Origin of the sequence: Parabacteroides sp. AD58, from assembly GCF_023744375.2 — a bacterium.
In the GTDB taxonomy this organism is placed as follows: Bacteria; Bacteroidota; Bacteroidia; order Bacteroidales; family Tannerellaceae; genus Parabacteroides; species Parabacteroides absconsus.
Map to the genome: position 1 here is coordinate 3,733,597 of NZ_CP146284.1, position 23,773 is coordinate 3,757,369.

16 protein-coding genes are annotated in these 23,773 nt (G+C 42.7%); 13 read left to right on the plus strand and 3 right to left on the minus strand.

Annotation, left to right across the window (positions count from 1 at the left end; translation table 11 throughout):
* Window positions 1-85: 85 nt before the first annotated feature.
* The 3 genes from secA to NEE14_RS15725 all read right to left on the minus strand — a co-directional run bounded on the left by secA (window position 86) and on the right by NEE14_RS15725 (window position 6,468).
* A complete protein-coding gene (gene secA / locus NEE14_RS15715) occupies window positions 86-3,466 on the minus strand; it encodes a preprotein translocase subunit SecA (protein ID WP_251966203.1) in 3,381 nt (1,126 codons plus the stop codon).
* Between the two features lie 118 nt (window positions 3,467-3,584).
* Window positions 3,585-5,198, minus strand: a complete 1,614-nt coding sequence (locus NEE14_RS15720) for an alkaline phosphatase family protein (protein WP_251966204.1) — start codon at window positions 5,196-5,198, stop codon at window positions 3,585-3,587.
* Between the two features lie 73 nt (window positions 5,199-5,271).
* On the minus strand, window positions 5,272-6,468 hold the full coding sequence (locus tag NEE14_RS15725) for a DUF4105 domain-containing protein (RefSeq protein ID WP_251966205.1): 1,197 nt from the start codon (window positions 6,466-6,468) through the stop codon (window positions 5,272-5,274).
* Window positions 6,469-7,265: 797 nt separating this feature from the next.
* On the opposite strand from NEE14_RS15725, the gene ilvD reads away from it, so the two are divergent.
* The 13 genes from ilvD (at window position 7,266) to metH (ending at window position 23,672) form a co-directional block, all read left to right on the plus strand.
* A complete protein-coding gene (gene ilvD / locus NEE14_RS15730; protein ID WP_251966206.1) occupies window positions 7,266-9,101 on the plus strand; it encodes a dihydroxy-acid dehydratase in 1,836 nt (611 codons plus the stop codon).
* Window positions 9,102-9,121: 20 nt separating this feature from the next.
* On the plus strand, window positions 9,122-10,816 hold the full coding sequence (gene ilvB / locus NEE14_RS15735; protein ID WP_251966207.1) for a biosynthetic-type acetolactate synthase large subunit: 1,695 nt from the start codon (window positions 9,122-9,124) through the stop codon (window positions 10,814-10,816).
* 18 nt (window positions 10,817-10,834) lie between these two features.
* On the plus strand, window positions 10,835-11,386 hold the full coding sequence (gene ilvN / locus NEE14_RS15740; protein WP_251966208.1) for an acetolactate synthase small subunit: 552 nt from the start codon (window positions 10,835-10,837) through the stop codon (window positions 11,384-11,386).
* A gap of 26 nt (window positions 11,387-11,412) precedes the next feature.
* Window positions 11,413-12,156: an acyl-[acyl-carrier-protein] thioesterase gene (locus NEE14_RS15745; protein WP_251966209.1), complete on the plus strand. Its 744-nt coding sequence runs from the start codon at window positions 11,413-11,415 to the stop codon at window positions 12,154-12,156.
* Between the two features lie 49 nt (window positions 12,157-12,205).
* Entirely contained in the window at window positions 12,206-13,249 is a 1,044-nt protein-coding gene (gene ilvC, locus NEE14_RS15750; protein WP_251966210.1) for a ketol-acid reductoisomerase, read from the plus strand.
* Between the two features lie 191 nt (window positions 13,250-13,440).
* The gene (locus NEE14_RS15755) at window positions 13,441-14,919 is read left to right on the plus strand and encodes a glycoside hydrolase family 10 protein (protein ID WP_251966211.1); all 1,479 of its coding nucleotides are present in this window, start codon (window positions 13,441-13,443) and stop codon (window positions 14,917-14,919) included.
* Between the two features lie 408 nt (window positions 14,920-15,327).
* Window positions 15,328-15,858, plus strand: a complete 531-nt coding sequence (locus tag NEE14_RS15760; protein ID WP_251966212.1) for an RNA polymerase sigma factor — start codon at window positions 15,328-15,330, stop codon at window positions 15,856-15,858.
* Window positions 15,855-17,102 carry a porin family protein gene (locus NEE14_RS15765; protein WP_251966213.1) on the plus strand — a complete coding sequence of 416 codons (1,248 nt, stop codon included), beginning with the start codon at window positions 15,855-15,857 and terminating at the stop codon, window positions 17,100-17,102. The genes NEE14_RS15760 and NEE14_RS15765 overlap by 4 nt, the downstream gene beginning before the upstream one ends.
* 22 nt (window positions 17,103-17,124) lie before the next feature.
* Window positions 17,125-17,913 carry a hypothetical protein gene (locus NEE14_RS15770; protein ID WP_251966214.1) on the plus strand — a complete coding sequence of 263 codons (789 nt, stop codon included), beginning with the start codon at window positions 17,125-17,127 and terminating at the stop codon, window positions 17,911-17,913.
* Between the two features lie 120 nt (window positions 17,914-18,033).
* Window positions 18,034-18,819 carry a hypothetical protein gene (locus tag NEE14_RS15775; RefSeq protein WP_251966215.1) on the plus strand — a complete coding sequence of 262 codons (786 nt, stop codon included), beginning with the start codon at window positions 18,034-18,036 and terminating at the stop codon, window positions 18,817-18,819.
* A 49-nt stretch (window positions 18,820-18,868) separates the two neighbouring features.
* On the plus strand, window positions 18,869-19,426 hold the full coding sequence (locus tag NEE14_RS15780; protein ID WP_338578753.1) for a YIP1 family protein: 558 nt from the start codon (window positions 18,869-18,871) through the stop codon (window positions 19,424-19,426).
* A 15-nt stretch (window positions 19,427-19,441) separates the two neighbouring features.
* Complete coding sequence (smpB, locus tag NEE14_RS15785; protein ID WP_251966217.1) at window positions 19,442-19,903, plus strand: SsrA-binding protein SmpB; 462 nt, start codon at window positions 19,442-19,444, stop codon at window positions 19,901-19,903.
* A 79-nt stretch (window positions 19,904-19,982) separates the two neighbouring features.
* Window positions 19,983-23,672, plus strand: a complete 3,690-nt coding sequence (gene metH / locus NEE14_RS15790; RefSeq protein WP_251966218.1) for a methionine synthase — start codon at window positions 19,983-19,985, stop codon at window positions 23,670-23,672.
* The last annotated feature ends 101 nt before the right edge of the window (window positions 23,673-23,773 follow it).

The window sequence follows — 23,773 nt, forward strand, 5'->3', positions numbered from 1 at the left end:
AACAGTTTAAATAAAAAAGAATACAGACAGACCTGCTTTTGCAAATCCGTCTGTATTCTTTTCATCTTAAATAATATGATGGGGATTATAATCCCTGGCCATGGCAGTTTTTGTATTTCTTACCACTTCCACATGGGCACAGATCATTTCGTCCGACACGCTTTTCTGCTCGAACAGGACCTTGAGCTGCAGTCGTTTCACCTTCTGCTCCCGGTTTTTCAGCCCGGTACTTACTCATATCTTCACGTTCCTCTTCTTTGGCTTTCTCTATTTGAATGCGCTGGCGAGCTTCTGCAGCAGCTTGGATTGCAGCTGCCTGTTGGGCTGCCATTTGTGCTTGCATGGCTGCACGACGAGCTTCCAGTTCTTTGCGTTCTTCTTCCGTTACGGTGTGAACCGGAATTTGTCCGCGCATCAGGATAGATACAGTTTTACGGTTCATAACATCTACCATGTCTTTGAACAAGTTGTATGATTCCAGTTTATAGATCAATAACGGATCCTTATGCTCATAGCTTGCATTCTGAACAGAATGACGGAGTTCATCCATTTCACGCAAATGTTCTTTCCAAGCTTCATCAATTGTCAGCAATACCGTTCTCTTCTGGAATGCTTTTACAATACTCTTCGATTCTGTATCGTACGCTTCTTTTAAGTTACATGAAATATTGTACATACGTTTGCCATCCGTGATAGGAATCATGATGTTTTCGTAAGTAGCACCTTGGTTTTCATATACTTGTTTGATGACAGGATTTGCAACCTGAGCCATTCTTTCCATACGCTGCTTATAGGTTGCCAATGCTGCTTCGAACAGTTTCTCTCCCAAAACGTTTGCTTTCATTCCTTTGAATTCATCCTCAGTAAACGGAGGTTCCATAGCAAATGTCTTGAACAGTTCCATCTTGAAGCCTTCATAATCTAAGCTTTCTGCAAACTGATCGGCAATAGCAATGGCGGTATCGTAAATCGTATTCAATACATCCAGTCCAATACGTTCACCCATTAAGGCGTGACGACGGCGGGTGTAGATGACATTACGTTGTGAGTTCATGACGTCATCATATTCCAACAGGCGCTTACGGATACCGAAGTTGTTCTCTTCAACTTTCTTTTGTGCCCGTTCAACAGATTTACTCAACATAGAGTGTTCCAGAACTTCACCTTCCTTGAAGCCTAATTTATCCATCAGATTGGCAATCTTCTCAGAAGCGAACAAACGCATCAAGTCATCTTCCAATGATACAAAGAAGACTGAAGATCCCGGGTCTCCTTGACGACCGGCACGACCACGTAACTGACGGTCAACACGACGGCTTTCGTGACGTTCCGTACCGATAATTGCCAAACCGCCGGCTTCTTTTACTTCTTTCGACAACTTGATATCCGTACCACGACCGGCCATGTTTGTAGCAATGGTAACTGTGCTGCTTTGTCCGGCTAATGCTACGATCTCAGCCTCCTTCTGGTGTAACTTCGCATTCAATACATTGTGCTTGATTTTGCGGAGTGTCAACATACGGCTCAATAATTCGGAGATTTCAACTGATGTTGTACCTACCAGAACCGGACGACCTGCATTTGTCAGACGAACGATCTCTTCTATAACGGCATTATACTTTTCACGTTTTGTCTTATAGATTCGGTCGTTCATATCAATACGGGCAATCGGACGGTTCGTTGGAATAACAACCACATCCAATTTATAGATATCCCAGAATTCTCCGGCTTCTGTTTCGGCTGTACCTGTCATACCTGCCAGTTTGTGGTACATACGGAAATAATTCTGTAGCGTGATTGTTGCGAAAGTCTGTGTAGCCGCTTCAACCTTTACACGTTCCTTGGCTTCGATAGCCTGATGCAAACCGTCAGAATAACGACGACCATCCATGATACGTCCTGTCTGTTCATCAACAATCATTACCTTGTTGTCGATGACTACGTATTCATCATCTTTCTCAAACAGTGTATAGGCTTTCAATAGCTGATTGATTGTATGTACACGTTCGCTCTTAACAGAATAGTTGGCCAGGATTTCATCTTTCTTTGCCTGCTTTTCTTCTTCTGTACCTTCCATGTGGTCAAGCTGAGATAACTCGGTCGCAATATCCGGAAGAATAAAGAACTGTGGGTCGTCTGAGTTACCCGTCAGCAAGTCGATACCTTTATCTGTCAGTTCGACGCTATTATTCTTTTCATCGATGACCATATACAGTTCATCAGTTGCTTCGTGCATGTGACGCATGTTCTCTGACATGAAGTATTCTTCTGTCTTTAACATCTGTGCTTTCACACCGGGTTCGCTCAAGTATTTAATTAAGGCTTTACTGCGGGGATAACCCTTGTATGCACGATATAATTGGACTGTACCTTCTTCTACTACTTTCGGATCGTCGCTTGCCATTTTCTTTTTGGCTTCGATCAATAATTTCTGGCACAGTTCCTTTTGTGCGTTTACTACGACTTCTACATTCGGGCGGAACATTTCGAACAGTTGTTCTTCTCCACGTGGAATAGGACCGGATATAATCAATGGTGTACGGGCATCATCAATTAATACGGAGTCAACCTCATCGACAATAGCATAGTTATGTTTTCTCTGCACTAAGTCTTTAGGACTCGTGGCCATATTGTCACGAAGATAATCGAAACCGAATTCGTTGTTGGTACCGAAAGTAATATCTGCCATATAAGCCTTACGGCGAGCATCTGAATTAGGCTGATGTTTATCAATACAATCTACGGATAAACCGTGGAACATATATAACGGGCCCATCCATTCAGAGTCACGTTTTGACAAGTAATCGTTCACAGTAACAACATGAACACCGTTACGGGTCAAGGCATTTAAGAAAACAGGTAAAGTAGCTACCAGTGTTTTTCCTTCACCGGTTGCCATTTCAGCAATCTTACCTTTGTGTAAAACGACACCACCAAACAACTGGACATCGTAATGAACCATATCCCAAGTTATTTCATTACCTCCAGCCATCCAGTGATTGGCATATATAGCTTTATCTCCTTCTATGCGGACAAAATCAAAACGAGTTGCTAAATCCCGGTCGAAATCATTTGCTGTTACAACTACTTCTGGGTTTTCGGCAAAACGGCGTGCTGTATCTTTTACGATAGCAAACACTTCAGGAAGCACTTCGTCCAGAACAATTTCCATCTTGTCTGTGATTTCTTTCTCAATTTTGTCTACTTCGGCCCAGATAGCTTCACGTTCTTCCAGTTCTTTGCTGTCAATACCTTCGCGCAGAGAATTGACTTTAGCGCGTTCATCCGCTACGTAATCTTGTATGCGCTGTTTGATGGCATCGATACGACCACGCAGTTCATCATTCGAAAGTTCTTTGATTGACGGATAGACGGCTTTTACCTTTTCTACATACGGAGTGATTTCCTTCAGGTCACGCTGTGACTTATTACCGAACAACTTCGTCAAAAATTCATTAAATCCCATATTTTTATTGAATTGACAATTGGCATTTCTTTCCTTTATTTATGCCAATTGGATAGTTACTACTTTGAAAAATTATAATGCAATGGAAGGTTGATCGTCAGTTATTCTAACGAATTGGCTATTGTCCATTACCAACAGCCAATTCCCGAAGTGGTAACGATTGTGAAGCATTCGGTGGTCTGATTCTTAGGATATAGGTCACAGACGGAGCAACTTCCGTAGCTTTTACTTCCCGGTAAATACGCTCTGGCTTTAGGCCGTTACCCAAGAAAATCAATGGCGTAAGTACTGCATTATTTCGAATTACTTTTACTTTTTCTTTGGGATCATCTTTATTGATTTTCCAGCCTGGCTGTAATTCAATAATTAAATCGCCCCGCTTTAGGTGATGAGTACCTTGACGGAATTTGGCGGTTCCTTCATTCCAGTCGCCAAACACCAGACTGTTATCTGTTGTTACATGTTGAACTCCACTAAATTCTTTTATGAAGGCTGCTGCTTTATTCTGTACTTCTGCCAAATCCAGTTTCGCATCTTCGATAGCTTTCCTATTCAGATAAATTTGGTTATTATAATAACCGGTTACCCAGTTGGTCTGCTGACCATAGATAGCCATCATATACATATTTAATAAGGCGACGCAGCGTTTGGGATGAAACTCACCTCCTGTTACGTAGGAGTCCAGTTCCTGCGTATATTCCTCTTCGCTTTTATAATAGCCGCTACCCGTAAATACGACCAGGGTTTTAGAAAGTCCTACTTTTTTGTCGATGGCATCTAATAATTGCTCGATGTCTTTATCCAGTTGGCAGTAGGTATCTTGAATTTCGTGGGTATATTCCTTATTCATATTACCCAAGAAGTTACCTGCATAGTAGGTAACCGAAAGCATATCGGGTGCTGTTCGTGTACCGAATCCGGCGTATTCCAGAAACTGCATGGCCAGACGGTTTACTTCTTTATTGACAAAAGGAGTCGTCTTCAGTCGTGGATAGCAGGCAACGTCACGTTCGTTGAAGGTATATTTGAAAGGAATTTCGTCTAAGGTATACGGAAAAGCGTTCAGCTTGTCAAGAGGTAATGACGGCGTCCATACCATTTTGTCCAATCGTGCCGATAGAGATTCGGTACCGCTGTTATACCGCTCTACATACCAGGGAACGCTTTTATAATAGGTTGTAGTTGCCCATTTCCCATTTAGGTTGTCAATCCAGAATGCTCCGTTGGCTGCATGGCCAGCTGACAAAATGGCGGCTTCTACATTAGGGGCAATAGCATATACGTCACTTCTTCCTTTGGAGGCAATTTTCAGTTCATCACCGATAGTAGAACTGAACAATGCTTTTGGAGAATAGTTTTCACGTGTGTAGTTTCCCAAATAAGAAGAGTCCCATAAAATAGAGATCTCTTTTTCATTGGAAAAATCATACTTGTAATTTGAAGATATGCCATTAAAGCATGGATTGGAACCGGTAAATAGGGTTGCAAAAGCGCTGGCTTCGTCTAAATTAGAAAAGTCAAAGCGAATATTCTGGTAAACTTTGCCTTCATTGAATAACCGTTTAAACCCTCTTTCGCCGAATGTATTGTAAAAATACTCAATATAATCTCCTCGCAACTGATCTACAGTGACGCATACCACCAATTTAGGAACCTGTTGCTGAGCTTCCAAATTGGTGACTGCCAGAATTGCAATCAGTGAAGACAATATTTTTCGTACTTTTTTATCCATGTTTACTTATGTATTCTCCTACAAAAATCAGGCCAGAATTTATTTTCTGTGCCTGGATGTATGCTTCCTCTGCTTATTTCCTTTTTTCTATTTCCTCTCTCTTACGAAAATAACCAGCAAAAATAACCGAGGCTGATCGTATCCAAAGCGTGAGAATCAATGGAATAAAGGCTGTATTAAAGTGTTGCGGTAAGAAATACCAGCTTACCAGCATCAGCATAATCGCCGCAAAGTTAATAAAATGATAATAATATCCAGCTATTCTTGCTTTTTTTACGATACTAAATGGTAGAACGAGTAGTTGAAGCGGATGCAACCAAACCATTGTCCAGTTAGGCCATGTACAGGGATGTTCGGATATGAAACCTAAAAAGAAGAGGACACATCCGGACAAACCGGCTATCAGAAATAACACACAATCCAAGCCCCAAAGATGGATGTGACGTTTGGATTCCCATACGGTCAGGATACCTACGACTAACCATAAAACGATTGCACACAATAGAGGTGTGCACCATTCGGTTGGGGCTTCCTCTGGTTCGGCTTCCAAAACATTAGTTTGGCGGACCAAAGGACGGGTTGAGCCGTCGTCGGAGATGATAATTGCACTGGCAACAGCTTCTTTCAGATATTCCGGCAAGAACAACATTTCGTGGGGAGTCATGATTCGATCCGTAGGACTTCCCAAAGCCAGGTCACATCCAAAAGTCAACCAAGCATGATTTCGCGTACAGTGGTTGATTACATCCCGGAAGGTCAGGGGCTCAGGTTTCCAGCAATAATCGACTTTCCCTGATAGATTGTTTTCTATCAGTTGTGCCGGTCGGGTGGCACAATTATCGAAAAAGAAATTATACCGGTATTCTCGGTTTTTCGGTTCATAGTTTTTCAATAGAGCTCCCCATATCCGCTCTTTCTCGACTGGCGATAAATTCAAGATCTGTTCTGTAACCGTACTGCCTCGTAATTGATATTCGACAATATAATCGCTATATTTCATTACTCCTAACATGTAATCCGTTTCACCTTTGGCAAACCGGTATATGAAATTGGGCTTTTCGAAACTGAAGATGCCATAATTGAATACCAAATCCATATTTCGAGGCTCGTCTTTCAGTCGGAGAGCAGCATGACCGTAAAGGGTAAATACTTCTCCTTCATACGGAGAGCTTGTCAGCAGGCTGATCTGTGCTTTTTCACTCAAAAGCTGGGCATAAACAGCACTCTGAATGAAAAGCAATCCCACCACTAATAAAAGAATCTTTTTCATGCTTTTTATTAAAGTAAAAGTGGATATGTCCAGTAGCATCTGCTTTTTCTGACGAAAGAACATCCTGAAAGCGTCTGGAACTAATCCTGTTTTCTGGATACAAAGTAACCTAAATTCTGTCACATACACAAAAGAATATGTAGTGCAACAACAAGCCTATGCTAATTTCGGTCCAAGTGTCCGGATAAACGCTTTTTGAAACTCCCGTATTTTAAATTGGATTTTAACGAGAATCGTTTTTGATTCTCGTTGGAATTATTCTCAAAACAAACTATAGAGAAAGCAATGACATGAATAATGCGGAAGATGACAGATGGGCTGGTGGAAGCAAATATGTTTGATTGATTCTCATTTTAAGGACTGAGAAAACATAGATCTCTAATACCTTATTATATATAAAAGAAATAAATTATAGGTTTTTTTGCCCTAATTATAATGATGTTAGAAGGAAAAGAGCACTGTTAAAGTGCAAGTAGAAACAAGTCTTTAATTGATATTTGAAAGAAATACTTATATTTTCCTTTTAAATTCTTTGTTGGTTAGAATTATTATTCTACATTTGCACCGTCAAACAAACATAAAGACAAAAGAATAAAAATGTTGAATATTTCTTTGCATATTATCTTGGTCGTGGTCCTGCTAGTCATTAGTTGGTAAAGAGAAAGGTATGCAAGATACGAATAAAGTGACAACGATATTTCTTACAGCCTTTCTCTATTCGGGGAAAGGCTTTTTTCTTACTAAGAAATAAGAAAGAGATTGAGACTTAAGAAACGCAATAAAGAAGGAGTACAGATATGAAGAATCCGTTAAGAAGTTCCTTCAGTACTGAAGGACGCCGAATGGCAGGGGCACGAGCCTTGTGGTGTGCCAATGGAATGAAGAAAGAGCAATTCGGAAAACCGATCATTGCTATTGTCAATTCATTTACCCAGTTTGTTCCGGGTCACGTACATTTGCATGAAGCCGGGCAGATCGTCAAAGAAGAAATTGAAAAGTTGGGATGTTTTGCAGCTGAATTCAATACCATTGCTATTGATGATGGTATAGCCATGGGGCATGATGGAATGCTTTATTCTCTTCCTTCGCGTGATATTATTGCTGATAGCGTTGAATATATGGTAAATGCTCATAAGGCAGATGCCATGGTTTGTATCAGTAATTGTGATAAAATCACTCCGGGCATGCTGATGGCTGCCATGCGATTGAATATACCAACCGTTTTTGTATCGGGAGGACCGATGGAAGCGGGTGAATGGAATGGTCGTCATCTGGATTTGATTGATGCCATGATTGAAGCAGCTGATACTTCTGTCAGTGATGAACAGATTGGCGAAGTAGAACGCCATGCTTGTCCGGGTTGTGGGTGTTGTTCGGGTATGTTTACGGCTAACTCGATGAATTGCCTGAATGAAGCCATTGGTTTGGCTTTGCCTGGTAATGGTTCTATTGTGGCTACACACGCAAACCGGGTACAGTTGTTCCGGGATGCTGCCAAACTGATTGTCAAGAATGCTTATAAATATTATGAAGAAGGAGATGAAAGTGTCTTGCCACGTCAGATTGCAACACGACAGGCCTTCTTGAATGCCATGTCTCTTGATATAGCCATGGGCGGCTCTACCAATACGGTTCTTCACTTATTGGCAATAGCTCAGGAAGCGAATGCTGATTTTACGATGGATGATATTGATATGTTATCTCGTAAGATTCCTTGCCTTTGCAAAGTAGCACCGAACACTCTGGTTTACCATGTACAGGATGTCAATCGGGCTGGTGGTGTTTTGTCAATCATGCATGAGTTGCTGAAGGCCGGATTAATTGATGGTTCTGTTAAACGTGCCGACGGCTTGACATTGGCAGAAGCAATAGATCAATTCGGAATTACTTCGCTGCATGTAACGGAAGAAGCGTTGAAGAAGTATAAAAGTGCACCGGGTAATCGCTTCTGTATTACGATGGGTGCGCAGGAGAATTATTATCAGGAATTGGATACCGACCGTTCGGCTGGTTGTATCCGTGATGTTGAACATGCTTATTCTAAGGATGGAGGTCTGGCCGTACTGAAAGGAAACATCGCTGTTGATGGTTGTGTTGTCAAAACTGCCGGAGTTGATGAAAGCATCTGGAAGTTTGCGGGTCCGGCCAAGGTATTTGATTCACAAGACGCGGCCTGCGAAGGAATCTTAGGCGGTAAGGTCGTTTCGGGAGATGTGGTCGTGATTACCTATGAAGGGCCGAAAGGCGGTCCGGGAATGCAGGAAATGTTATATCCGACTTCCTATATCAAGAGCCGTCATTTAGGTAAAGAATGCGCTTTGATCACAGACGGTCGTTTTAGTGGAGGTACTTCCGGTTTGTCTATTGGTCATATTTCTCCGGAAGCAGCTGCGGGAGGAAATATCGGATTGGTAAAAGATGGTGACATTATTGAAATAGACATTCCTAACCGTTCGATACGGGTACGACTGACAGATGAGGAATTAGCTGAACGTCGGAAAGCAGAGGAAGCCCGTGGAAAGAAAGCGTTTACTCCACCGTTCCGTCAGCGTGAAGTATCGAAAGCTCTGAAGGCTTATGGAAAGATGGTTTCGTCGGCAGATAAGGGAGGAGTAAGAATAATTGAAGATTAAGCTAAATCGAAGAATTATATATGAAAGAAACAATAACAGGCTCAGAAGCGTTAATGCGCTCATTGGAACATGAAGGTGTAAAGACTATCTTCGGTTATCCGGGAGGAGCTATTATGCCGGTTTATGATGCATTATATGATCATTTGGATAAGATCCATCATATATTGGTTCGTCATGAACAAGGTGCTGCTCATGCAGCGCAAGGTTTCGCACGTGTATCCGGAGAAGTAGGTGTTTGTCTGGTAACAAGCGGCCCGGGAGCAACTAATACCATAACAGGAATTGCTGATGCCATGATTGACAGTACGCCGATTGTGATGATAGCTGGTCAGGTAGGTGCCGGCTTTTTAGGAACAGATGCTTTTCAGGAAGTAGATCTGGTAGGTATAACCCAGCCTATTACGAAGTGGAGTTATCAGATTCGGCGGGCAGAAGATGTAGCTTGGGCTGTATCGAGAGCTTTTTATATTGCCCGTAGTGGTCGTCCGGGTCCGGTTGTATTGGATTTTGCCAAGAATGCGCAGACCGAGATGACAGAATATGAACCGATGGATGTTGACTTCATACGTAGTTATGATCCGGATCCGGAAATTGATTATAAGGAAGTAGCCGAAGCGGTTGCGCTGATTAATTCGGCGAAGAAGCCGTTGGCACTGGTCGGACAAGGAGTTGAATTGGGAAATGCCCAGCAGGAATTGTTGGCATTTATTGAGAAAGCTGATATTCCTTGCGGATGTACCTTGTTGGGACTTTCTGCTTTACCTTCAACTCACCGGTTGAATAAAGGTATGTTAGGAATGCATGGAAATTTAGGTCCGAATGTGAAGAGCAACGAATGTGATGTCTTGATTGCAATCGGTATGCGTTTTGACGATCGTGTAACAGGAAAGCTGGAAACCTATGCCAAGCAGGCGAAGGTAATCCATTTGGATATAGATCCATCTGAATTGGGTAAGAATGTCCCGGTTGATGTTCCTGTTTTGGGCAATTGCAAGAAAACATTGGCTTTACTTACGGAGTTGATTCAGAATAACCGGCATACCGAATGGATCGAAAGTTTCCGTCAGTATGAAGAGACAGAATTCAATCAGGTAATACGTAAGGAAGTATTTCCGGAAGAAGGCCCGTTGAATATGGGTGAAGTTGTACATGTAATCAGCGAGGCGACCGACAACGATGCTATCTTGGTTACCGATGTAGGTCAGAACCAGATGATGGCATGCCGCTACTTTAAGTTCTCACGCCAGCGTAGTATTGTAACATCAGGCGGAATGGGAACCATGGGTTTTGGATTACCTGCTGCGATAGGAGCAACATTCGGTCGTCCTGATCGTACGGTTTGTGTCTTCATGGGTGATGGCGGTTTACAGATGACCATAGAAGAATTGGGAACCATTATGGAACAGAAGTCTCCTGTTAAAATCATCCTTCTGAATAATAATTATCTGGGAAATGTCCGCCAATGGCAGGCCATGTTTTTCAATCGCCGATACTCTTTCACTCCGATGATGAATCCTGATTATATGCAGATAGCTGCCGCTTATTCAATTCCTTCGCGGAGAGTAATTGACCGCTCGGATCTGCAAGATGCAGTTCGGGAGATGCTGGAAACGGATGGTCCGTTCTTATTGGAAGTTTGTGTGATAGAAGAAGGTTATGTATTGCCGATGACTCCTCCGGGATCTTCTGTCAATCAGATGTTATTGGAATGTTAATTCGGGAGGAAGTAGATTATGGAAAATAAGACTTTATATACAATTATCGTTCATTCTGAGAATATTGCAGGTATCTTGAATCAGATTACAGCCGTCTTTACTCGGCGGCAATTGAACATCGAGAGCTTGAATGTATCTGCTTCATCTATTCGGGGCGTTCATAAATATACGATTACTTGTTGGGCAACCCCGGATATTGTCGAGAAAGTTGCCAAGCAGATTGAAAAGAAGATGGATGTAATCCAGGCTCATTACTTTAAGGATGACGAAATATTTAAGCGCGAGATAGCCTTATATAAGGTATCCACTCCGGAATTTCAGTCGACTCCGGAGGCTTCGAAACTGATACGTCAATACAGTGCCCATATCGTAGAAGTGAATCCGGTCTTTTCAATTGTGGAAATGACAGGAACGAGCGAAGATATTTCTTCCTTGTATCAGGAATTGAGTTCTCTGAACTGTGTGCTTCAGTTCGTACGGTCAGGTCGAATCGCTGTTTCTACCAGCTGTTTCGAACGGGTGAACGAATATTTGGCACATCGGGAGGAAAGATATCAGAAGGAAAAGTAATCTGTAAATAAAGTGATCGTGTTTTTATGACGGAAGATGCTAAAATAGGAACTTATGAGTTCGTAGCTGAACCTTTCCATGTGGATTTTACGGGAAAGCTGACGATGAGTGTTCTTGGAAATCATTTGCTGAATTGCGCGGGCTTCCACGCTTCTGATCGGGGATTCGGTATGGCTTTCCTGCAGGAGAATCATTATACCTGGGTGCTTTCCCGTCTGGCTATTGAGTTGGATGAAATGCCCGAACAGTATGAAAAGTTCAGTATTCAGACATGGGTCGAGAATGTTTACCGTTTGTTTACTGACCGTAATTTCTCTTTGCTGGATAAAGACGGTAAAACGATTGGGTATGCTCGTTCCGTTTGGGCAATGATCAGTATGGAAACACGTAAGCCGGCCGATTTATTAACCTTACATGGTGGCAGCATCATGGATTATGTCTGTGATAAGGCTTGTCCGATAGAGAAGCCCGGAAGGATAAAGATGACGAGTTCGGCTCCTGTTGCCGAATATCAGACAAAGTACAGTGATATCGACATCAACGGTCATGTAAACAGTATCAAATATATTGAGCATATTTTGGATCTTTTTCCGCTCAGTCAGTTTAAGGAGAAAAGAGTTCGCCGGTTTGAGATGGCTTATGTAGCTGAAAGTTATTATGGGGATACATTAAGCTTTTATCAGGAACAGGTGAACGAAGATGAATACTTAATCGAAGTGAAAAAGAACGGTACCGAAGTAGTGGTACGCAGTAAAGTGATATTTAGTTGAGTTATTAATAAGGGCGGTGAAAGCCGTTCCAATTAAAAAAGAAAAGAAAATGGCAATAATGAATTTTGGCGGTGTTGAAGAAAATGTAGTAACCCGCGAAGAGTTTCCTTTGGAAAAAGCAAGAGAAGTGTTGAAAGATGAAGTCATCGCAGTAATCGGTTATGGTGTACAGGGTCCTGGCCAGAGCTTGAACTTACGTGACAATGGCTTCAACGTGATTGTTGGTCAGCGTCCGGGTAAGACTTATGATAAAGCCGTAGCTGACGGTTGGGTTCCGGGTGAGACTTTGTTCGGCATCGAAGAAGCTTGCGAAAAGGCTACAATTATTCAGGTGTTACTTTCTGATGCAGCTCAGATCCAGTGCTGGCCGATGATCAAGAAACATCTGACTGCAGGTAAAGCCTTGTATTTCTCTCATGGTTTTGCGATTACGTATAAAGATCGTACACACATCGTACCTCCTGCAGATGTAGACGTTATCATGATTGCTCCGAAAGGTTCAGGTACTTCTTTACGCCGTATGTTCTTGCAGGGACGTGGCTTGAACTCAAGTTATGCAATTTATCAGGATGCAACAGGCCGTGCCTGGGAACGTGTTATCGCATTAGGTATCGGTATCGGTTCAGGTTATCTGTTTGAAACAACATTCAAGAAAGAAGTTTATTCAGACTTGACAGGTGAACGTGGTACATTGATGGGTGCAATCCAGGGATTGTTGCTGGCTCAGTATGAAACTTTGCGTGAACACGGACACGAACCTTCTGAAGCATTCAATGAAACAGTAGAAGAATTGACTCAGTCATTGATGCCGCTGTTCGGTGAAAATGGTATGGACTGGATGTATGCTAACTGTTCAACAACTGCTCAGCGTGGTGCTTTGGACTGGATGGGCCCGTTCCACGATGCTGTTAAACCGGTATTCGAAAAACTGTATAACGAAGTAGCTTGCGGAAATGAAGCTCAGCGTTCTATCGATGCTAACTCTCAGCCGGATTATCGTGAGAAGTTGAACGAAGAACTTCGTCAGTTACGCGAAAGCGAAATGTGGCGTACTGGTGCTGTTGTCCGTAAATTGCGTCCGGAAAACAATTAATAAGAGTCCTTTTTGGAAATTAGATAAGGAATCAGCCCGTGGTTTTGAAAGGAACCACCGGTTGATTCCTTTTTTATTGTGGCAAAAGGCAGATGAGGATTCATGTGCCTTTGTAGATCGCTTTTCATGTTATTTATAAAGAGAAACAGGCAACATTTTGTAATTTTGTCTGGTTTTTATAGCAGATGAGGATGAAAGAGAGATTTGTTGCCCTGTTTTTATTTTGTGTTTCTTGTTTTATGCAGGCGGCTGATTCGCCCAAGTATGAAATTCGGGCCGTTTGGTTGACGACAGTTTATGGGTTAGACTGGCCTCGCTTTGCCGCGAATTCTGAACATTCCCGGAAGGCTCAGCAACAGGCTTTGAGTGACATGCTCGACCGTTTGCAGGAAGCTAATTTCAATACCGTATTCTTTCAGGTACGGTTGCGGGGTGATGTCGCCTATCGTTCTGCTATTGAACCAATGTCGTTCGTCTTTTCTGGGAAAGAAGGGGTTTCTCCTGGTTATGATCCGTTGGCTTATGCGATAAAGGAATGTCATCAGCGAGGAATGGAATGTCATGCCTGGTTTGTTACTTTCCCTTTGGGAAAAGACGAGTTGATCCGTAAACAGGGAAAACAGTCGGTAGTGAAACGGCATCCAGAGCTTTGTAAGAAACATAAAGGAGAATGGTATCTTGATCCTGGTGTTCCCGGAACTGCCGATTATATTCTGTCGTTGGTGAAAGAGATCGTCATGAATTATGATATTGATGGCATCCACTTCGATTATATCCGTTATCCGGAGTCGGCCAATTCTTTTCCTGATAAGAATGTGTACCGTAAGTATGGCCGTAAAAAAGATCTGTATCAGTGGCGTCGGGATAATATCAACCGGATGGTCGGACAGATTTATGATTGGGTGAAAGGTGCTAAACCCTGGGTGCAGGTCAGCAGTTCTCCGTTAGGAAAATATAGCCGAATACCGAAAGTCCCCAATGCCGGTTGGACGGCTTATGAAAGTGTTTACCAGGATCCGAAAGCCTGGATGCAGAGCGGAAAGCAGGATATGATTGTCCCCATGATGTATTATCTGCATAAAAATTTCTTTCCCTTTGTCGATAATTGGGTGGAAAACAGCAATGGCCGGCTGATTGTTCCGGGTTTGGGCGCTTATCGCCTGGAAAAAGAAGAAGCCGACTGGGCTTTGACGGATATTACCGACCAGATTGACTATAGCCGTTATTATGGAGGAGCAGGCTGCACCTTCTTCCGTTGCCTCAATATCCTTTCGAATGAAAAAGGTATTTATGATGAGCTGAAAAATAATTACTACAAATATCCGGCCATGCTGCCTCCGCTTACTTGGTTGTGCGATTCAGTTCCGCAATCACCTTCCGAAATCCGGGTAGAACGCCTTGATGGTGAGTTGAAACTCAGCTGGACTAAACCTGCTTCCGAAAAGCAGGACCTGACGTATACGGTTTATTATTCCCTGACAGACACGATGAATACGGATTCTTCCAAGTATATTTTAGCCACTGGCATTCGGGGAACGGAATTGTATCTGCCTGTACAGTCTAATCGCGAACAAGGGTATTTGTTTGTAGTTACGTCGTCCAACCGGTATCATCTGGAAGGACGTCCTTCTAAAGAAACGTATTATTATTATTCGAAGTACGAAAAATAATGTTGCTTCTTCGAGATTTTAAGCCTTTTCAATACAAGATTTTTATCGTTTCACCCAGGTGAAACGATCTCTTCACCCTTGTGGAACGATCGTATCACAAGGGTGGAACGATCGTTCCACAGGGGTGAAGAAGTATAAATTTAACGTGAAAGACCAAATGTGGTAATTGATAGACCATAAAGACTTCACTAAAGTGGCAATTGGCTCAGATTAAGGCAGAAAGCCTGAAAATGAATTTTTCAAGGAAAAGGGAGGGAATATTAAAAGAAATGCACTTATCTTTGCGGCGATAAAAATTTTTGTTTTTTGTCAGGATAGATGCAGCGTTTTATTAACTAAATTCATCATTCTAAATGTTGGTTCCCGTAAAAATAAAAGGAAGAACTACAGGCGAATGAAGGCGTGAGGATGGACGAACAACAACTGATAGCGGGTTGCAAAAGCAAAAACCGATTGGCTCAACGGGAATTATATGAAAAATATGCTCGTAGAATGCTGGCGGTATGCTTACGCTATGTCAATGACATGGAGACGGCCCGTGATTTGTTGCAGGATGGATTCGTAAGGGTGTTTATGAATATACATTCGTATACTGGAACTGGTTCGTTTGAAGGATGGCTTCGGAAAATATTTGTGAACGGAGCTTTGGAATATTTGCGGAAATCGGATGTACTGCGTGAATCAACGGATCTGGACAGTTCGGCAGATCTGGTTCAGTCAGACAGTTCGGCAATCGAACATTTGTCGGCAGCCGAATTGATGAAGTTGATTCAGGAATTGCCAGTCGGGTTCAGAACGGTGTTCAATATGTTTGCCATAGAAGGTTATTCGCATAAGGAAATCAGCGAGGCTTTGGGCATAACAGAAAGTACTTCCCGTTCTCAGTTTACTCGGGCGAGGCAGTTATTGCAGAAACGGATAAAAGAATTGTACAAATGAAAAAGGTGGACCGGGATCATATTGATGATTTGTTTCGTTCGAAGTTGTATGACTTTGAAGTCGAAACTGCACCAGAAGACTGGGAGGCGATAGAAAAGCGGCTGGATCGTCCGTCCATTCCTTTCTATCGGAAGCATACATATCAGTGGTTGGCAGCAGCAGCTGTTGCCGTGCTGGTCGTTCTTTCTTTCGGTATTCCGTGGAGTAAAGATGAAGATGAACTGGTGAAGATGGCCATGGAAGTGAAGAAGGAAGCCGAAAAACAGGCGGTAAAAGAGGATTGGGTGGCTGCGGCAGAAGAAAATGATACGGTTGGAAAGCATGAGGCGGTAGTAAACAAATCTGTTACTCGTGCCCGGCTTTTGTCAGTTAATACGCGGAAAGCTGATGATCGTATTACAGATAAATCTTTAGAAGAGTTGATAGCAACAGCTTCAGCAGATACGGTAGAAACCGAGACAGTCGGAGAACAGGTAGCTGAATCTCCTGTTCAGGCTAAAGAATCAACTGCTGTAAAAAAACAGCCGGTGCAGACCCGAACCGTTGTGGAGGAACAACCTGCTCAGGCAAAAGCACAACCAAAGTCACGGAAATGGGGATTTGGAATGGGCGCCGGAAGTATCTCTGCCGGAAACAGCAGTTCGGTGAATGCCTTTGCGTTGAGAAGTTCTGCAGTGACGAATGAATATCTGTCGTTGATGAATGCAACATCAGCCTTTGAGGAGGTGCCGAAGACAGATGTGAAACATAAGATGCCATTGTCGTTCGGTTTGTCGGTAAGCCGTTATTTAAGTGATCGGTGGTCATTGCAAACGGGGCTTTCTTATTCGTATCTGGTTTCGGAATGGACTACCAATAAAACATACAGAGCTGAATCTGAACAACGTCTGCACTTCTTGGGAATACCGGTTAGTGCTACTTATAAGATAGCTGAATGGAATAAATTCTTGTTTTATGCTTCGGCCGGAGGAAAGGTAGAACTCAATGTTGCCGGGAAAGTATGTACGGATTTGTATTCTCCGGTTGAGAAACTGAAGTCGGTGACTGAGAAAGAACGGATGAAAGAACCTTACTTTTCTGTCAACGGCCGGGTAGGTGTCAGTTATCCGATCATTCGTTTTATAAGTGCTTATGCCGAAGTCGGCGCTGATTATTATTTTGACAACGGAAGCGATGTAGAAACGATTCATTCAGAAAAGCCTTTTTACGTCGGATTGCAGTTTGGTTTTCGTTTTGGATTTTAATAAGAACTAATAATAAATAGAAATGAAAAAATTAAGCTTTTTAGCGGCAGCGTTGGTGTCTGCCATGACTTTATTTACTTCTTGTCTGGGTAATGGTGGAAATACTGCAGATTTTTCTGCGACAGGAATTGTCTTCTTGAATGAAAAAGCGGGTTATATGGCGATGGTAGATGTGGGAAGTGCCTATTTTTACATTCCTGAATTGACAACTTCAGGTAATTTTGACGCCGGAAACTGTGTTGCTGTTGGAGTTCATGTGGATTATAATACGCCAGAGAATACAAATTGGGGATCAACGGGCTATCTGACCGCTTCGTTGACAACTACACCTACACTTATTGATCAGTATCGGGCATCGTTTATCTCTTCAGAAGCAGATACAACGATTATTTTAGCGAACGAAATTCCGATGGTAAGTGCTTTCCAGTCAAGCATGTTCAATAACTACGTACGTGGCTGGTTGATCTTCCCGTCGACAGTGAAAGCCGGAAGCAAGCAGACGCTGACATTCAAAATGATGTATCCGCGTGAATTGGAAGCCGTAGAAGAGAATGGTAAGCGGTATTATAACTTATATATGCGTGCTATGGCCGAAGGAGACGATACGGGTGCTTCCAATTCATCTATTATTAATGCATTTTATTTGAAAGATGTGATTGACCGTGCCAACTCAATAGAGAAAGCTGCAGGCAATAAGAGCTATTATTTGAGATTTAACTTTGTCAATGAATTGGATAAAGATAATAACAAACTGACTTGGGATTATGAAGAAGCCCAAATGTCAGTAACAGATGATAGTACTTCTAGGTAAGAAATCTTTTGTTCAGATAGATACAAGTCGTATTGGCAGGAGTTTTTCCCAACCAATACGACTTTTTTCTTTCTTTTTATTACCTTTGCCACCTATAACGAAAGGAATAAAAGGTAAATTATGATCAGAATAGGCTATGCGATTTCCTTACTTTTGGCTTTTGCTCTTGTCTCGTGTATGGGTGAAAGTGGAGAAGTCTATACGTATGGTTCGCAAGCAGGAGTCGTCCGGTTAACTCCTGAAAAAGTTATTCAGCTGCGTTCGGGAATACAGATCACTTCTTCCGATTTCCAAAATCAGGCGGTAGAAGATGGAGATTGTTGTTTGGTTGATTATCAGGTTAATTTCTCCTCTCCCGAAAATAAGGATTCTATTTATCAGGTGGATATTCTTAATTATTTACCCGTAAAAAACTGGCCTTTGAATCCGGAGCCAGATACGTTGGCTGTTCGTCTCGATGAATCTTATTTGGATGTTTCTATCGAAAGAGGAATTTATGTGGATGGATATTTCTTCCTGTATCCGGAATACAAGAAGTATTACCATACGCAGACAGATTCCTTTTCAATCTCTTATGATCCAAAGGCTGAGCCCGTTTTAGACGAGATAACCGGGCTTCGCTGTCTGCAGTTATACCTTCGTTCTACCTCTTCCTACCAGGCAGATGATACGGTATTTACTACTTCGACTGTTGTTCCTCAGGCTTTTCATATCAAAGACTTTATAGAAAACGCTGTCGACAGGGGATATGTCAGTGGTGATTCCTTGAATTTCCGTTTGGTCTATCCGGAGTATTTCTCGGAGGAAAGTGCTGTGTATAGTTGGAAATATTCAGATATTTATACAATTTTGTTGGATAAATATCCGGATAATTTGCAAAACGGTGCTAATATACTAAATTTGTAATTGAAAAGATTGAGAAACTATGTATAAGGAAATCGTAAAATTAGTGATAATGATGATTTCTCAACCGACAAAAACCTGGAAGATGTTGCAGGAGCGTCGGGAGAAAGATGAGCTGGAGACGGGTTCAATGCGATATGAAGCTTTCCAAAGCAATTATTTATATCCTTTTATCGGTGTTTTGACGGTAGCTGCTTTTTTCAGTGTCTGCACCCGTCAGGAGTTTGATATCGAACTGGCGTTAAAATCGGCCATTGTCACTTTTGTTTCCACTTTTGGTGGTTTTTATCTGGCTTCTTATTTGTTGAACGAACTATGGCAAGGCTTTTTCAAGAAAGATAAGAATTTGCCGTTGTGCCAGATGTTTGTCGGCTTTTCTTCTGCTTTGATGTTTACGTTGGATATTGTCTGGATGCTTTTACCCGATTTCTTTTTCTTGTATATCTTTATTGTATATACGTTTTATATCGTATGGGAAGGAGCAACCATCTTTATGCAGGTAGAAGAAACGAACCAGATGAAGTTTACGGTTTTTGCTTCTGTATTAATCATAGCGATGCCGCATCTAATAGAAAAAGTATTGATCTTGCTGATGCCGGGATTGCGTTAATAAAAAAGGAAGTCTATGAAAGAGAAATTCGAAAAGAATGTTTCTATAAAAAATAAACGTGCTACGTTCGACTATGAACTGCTGGATACCTATACCGCAGGTATTGTTTTGACAGGAACTGAAATTAAATCTATCCGGCAAGGAAAGGCGAGCCTGGTTGATACGTTTTGTATCATCGACAAGGGTGAACTATGGGTGAAGAATATGTATATTGCTGAATATTTCTATGGCACATATAATAATCATAGTGCACGTCGAGACCGGAAACTGCTGTTGCAGAAAAAAGAATTGAGGAAGATAGCCGGGGCAGTCAAGGCCAGCGGCTTTACGATCGTTCCTACCCGTTTATTTATTAATGACAAGGGATTGGCTAAATTGATTGTTGCTATCGCCCGAGGAAAGAAAGAATATGATAAACGTGATTCGATTAAGGAAAGGGATGATAAACGGGAAATGGCTCGTGCATTCAGGCATTGACAAGAGTCAATGCTTTTTTTGCATATAAATAGGACATCAATGTTCTGTATGACTATAGGATAATCATGACAATTTGAATATGAATAAAGAAACCTTTTTGAATCTTTTGCAAGAACGCATTCTTCTGTTAGATGGAGGAATGGGAACAATGATCCAAGGGTATCATTTGACTGAAGCCGATTATCGGGGAGAGCAGTTTGCTGCATTTCCCGGTATGTTAAAAGGAAACAATGATCTGTTGAGTATAACACGTCCGGATATCATTCGGGATATTCATCGGCAGTATCTGGATGCGGGTGCTGATATCTTCACAACAAACACATTCAATGCGAATGCCATCTCGATGGAAGACTATGGCATGGGGGAATATGTCCGGGAAATGAATTTAGCTTCGGCTCGTTTAGGGCGTGAACTGGCAGATTCATACATGAAAGAACATCCTGGAAAAACAATATTTGTAGCAGGTTCGGTAGGTCCGACCAATAAGACGGCATCCATGAGTCCGGATGTCAGTAATCCGGCTTATCGGGCAGTGACTTACCGGGATTTGTATGCTGCTTATAAAGAACAGGTAGAAGCTTTGGTTGATGGTGGTGTTGATATTATCTTGTTCGAGACAACATTTGATACGTTAAATGCCAAAGCCGGACTGGAAGCTGCTGAAGTGGTTCTGAAAGAAAAGGGAATCGACTTGCCGATAATGCTGTCTTTGACGTTGGCGGGACAGGGCGGACGGACGTTGTCCGGACAGACGTTGAAGGCATTCCTGGCTTCTGTTCAGCATACACATATTATTAGTGTCGGGTTGAACTGTTCTTTTGGAGCGGCGGATATGAAACCTTATCTGGAAGAGTTGGCCAATGTAGCTCCCTATTATATCAGTGCTTATCCGAATGCCGGATTACCGAACAGTTTAGGCAGTTATGATGAAACGCCGGAAACGATGGCCGAACATGTAAAGCCTTTTGTGGAAGAAGGGCTGGTCAATATTTTAGGTGGCTGTTGTGGTACGACACCGGCGCATATTGCTAAGTTTCCGGCTTTGGTTGCTGGTGCTAAACCGCATGTGCCTGCTCCTAAACCAGATTGTCTGTGGTTATCCGGTCTGGAGTTGTTGGAGGTAAAACCGGAAAATAACTTTGTCAATGTGGGCGAACGCTGTAATGTGGCCGGCTCACGCAAGTTCCTTCGCCTCATTAAAGAGAAGAATTATGAGGAAGCTTTGAGTATTGCCCGAAAACAGGTGGAAGACGGAGCGCAAGTGATTGATATCAATATGGACGACGGACTATTGGATGCCGAAAAGGAAATGGTAACCTTTTTGAATCTGATTGCCGCAGAACCTGATATCGCCCGTGTTCCGGTAATGATTGACTCATCGAAATGGAATGTTATCGAAAGCGGTTTGATGTGTGTGCAGGGAAAGAGTATTGTTAACTCGATCTCCTTGAAGGAAGGTGAAGCAAGCTTTTTGCAGCATGCACGTCGTGTACAGCAACTGGGCGCCGCTGCCGTTGTCATGGCTTTTGACGAGAAAGGTCAGGCTGATACATTCGAACGGAAAATAGAAGTCTGCCAGCGAGCTTATCAGTTGCTTGTAGGAATCGGATTTAATCCGAATGATATCATCTTTGATCCGAATGTGCTGGCGATTGCAACCGGAATGGACGAACACAACCGCTATGCATTGGATTTTATCCGGGCAGTCGAGTGGATCAAACAAAATCTGCCTGGCGCGAAAGTAAGTGGTGGTATTAGTAACCTGTCCTTCTCTTTCCGTGGAAATAATTACGTTCGGGAAGCCATGCATGCCGTATTCCTCTATCATGCGATAGCAAAAGGCATGGATATGGGTATCGTTAATCCTTCTACTTCCGTATTGTATGAAGATATCGAACCTGAATTTCGGAATTTGCTGGAAGATGTTATCTTGTATCGCAGGCCGGAAGCTGCGGAAGAGCTGATTGCTTATGCGCAACAGTTGCATGTCCAGGCACAGGGAAATACAGATCATCAGCAGCAGGAAGTCTGGAGAACGCTTCCTTTGGCAGATCGGTTGGAATATGCTTTGGTAAAAGGTATTGGCGACTATCTGGAAACTGACTTGCAGGAAGCTTTGCAGGTTTATCCGCGTGCTGTGGCTATTATAGACGGTCCTTTGATGAGCGGCATGAATAAAGTGGGCGATTTGTTTGGAGCCGGGAAGATGTTCTTGCCTCAAGTTGTGAAGACAGCCCGTACGATGAAAAAGGCAGTTGCCATTCTTCAGCCGGCTATTGAGGCAGAAAAAGAAACCGTTTCTTCTGCTAAGGCTGGTAAAGTCGTTTTTGCGACGGTGAAAGGCGATGTGCATGATATCGGAAAGAATATAGTTTCAATCGTCCTGGCTTGCAACAATTATGAGGTAATCGACTTGGGCGTGATGGTTCCTGCCGAGACCATCATCAAAACGGTGCAGGAAGAGAAACCGGATATTCTTTGTTTGTCGGGTTTGATTACGCCTTCTTTGGACGAAATGGTGCACGTAGTGGATGAAATGCAAAAGGCCGGATTACATATTCCTATTATGGTGGGCGGAGCTACTACTTCCAAACTGCATACGGCTTTTAAGATCGCGCCGCATTATACCGGAACGGTTATTCATGTATCGGATGCTTCGCAGAATCCGTTGGTGGCTGCCAAGCTGTTGAATCCGGCTACGCACGATGCTTATGTGGCAGATTTGAATAAGGAGTATCAGGATTTGAGGGAAACCATGGAAGAACAACAGGTCGAGCTGGTTCCGTTGCAGGAAGCGCGGGCGAAGGCTGTCCGGTTGGATTGGGATTCTTATCAGCCGGTTAAGCCTCGTCAGATGGGAGTGCATGTCCTTCCTTTCATTCCAATTGAAGAGATTATTCCTTATATTCATTGGACCTTCTTTTTCCATGCCTGGAGATTGACGGGACGGTTCGACGAGATTTCCCGTATTCATGGATGTGATTCCTGTCGGGCCATGTGGCTGGCTGGATTCCCGGAAAAAGAACGGGCTAAGGCTGCCGAAGCAATGCAACTGTTTAAGGATGCCCAACGTCTGTTGACTCGTCTGGCGAAAGAAAAGGTAGAATATTGCAAGGCTGTATATGGATTTTTCCCGGCAGTAAGTGACGGAGATGATATTTGGGTAAACGATCTTCGGATACCCACACTGAGACAGCAGGTAAAACGGGATGGCTGTTATAAATCATTAGCGGACTACATTATGCCGAAGTCGGCCGGAAAGAAAGATTATATCGGCGCTTTTGCCGTGACCGGTGGAGCTGGATATGAAAAGCTGAAGACTGAGTTTGAACAGGACAATGACGCTTATCATGCCATGTTGCTGCAGACATTGACCGACCGGCTGGCGGAAGCGACGGCAGAATATTTACACGAAAAGGTGCGGAAAGAATACTGGGGATATGCTCCGGATGAACATCTTTCGATGGAAGATATGTTTAAGGTGAAATATCAGGGTATTCGTCCGGCTGTCGGTTATCCTTCGTTGCCGGATCAGTTGTTGAACTTTGAGTTGGACAAGCTGTTAGATTTATCGCAGATAGGAATTCAGCTGACGGAAAACGGAGCGATGGCTCCGACCGCATCTGTCAGTGGTTTTTATTTGGCACATCCGCAAAGTGAATATTTCATGATCGGTAAGATTGATGAGGCTCAAGCCAAAGATTACGCGGCCCGTCGCGGATTGCCGGAAGAAACTATACGGAAAGTACTCAGCAAAAATATACGGTGAAAGCTTGTTTCTTTCTGTGCAGATAAAGAGCAAATAAAGACTGGATTTGCATAATCCATACATTTTTGTATATTTGCTGACTAAATTGTTTTAATTTAATA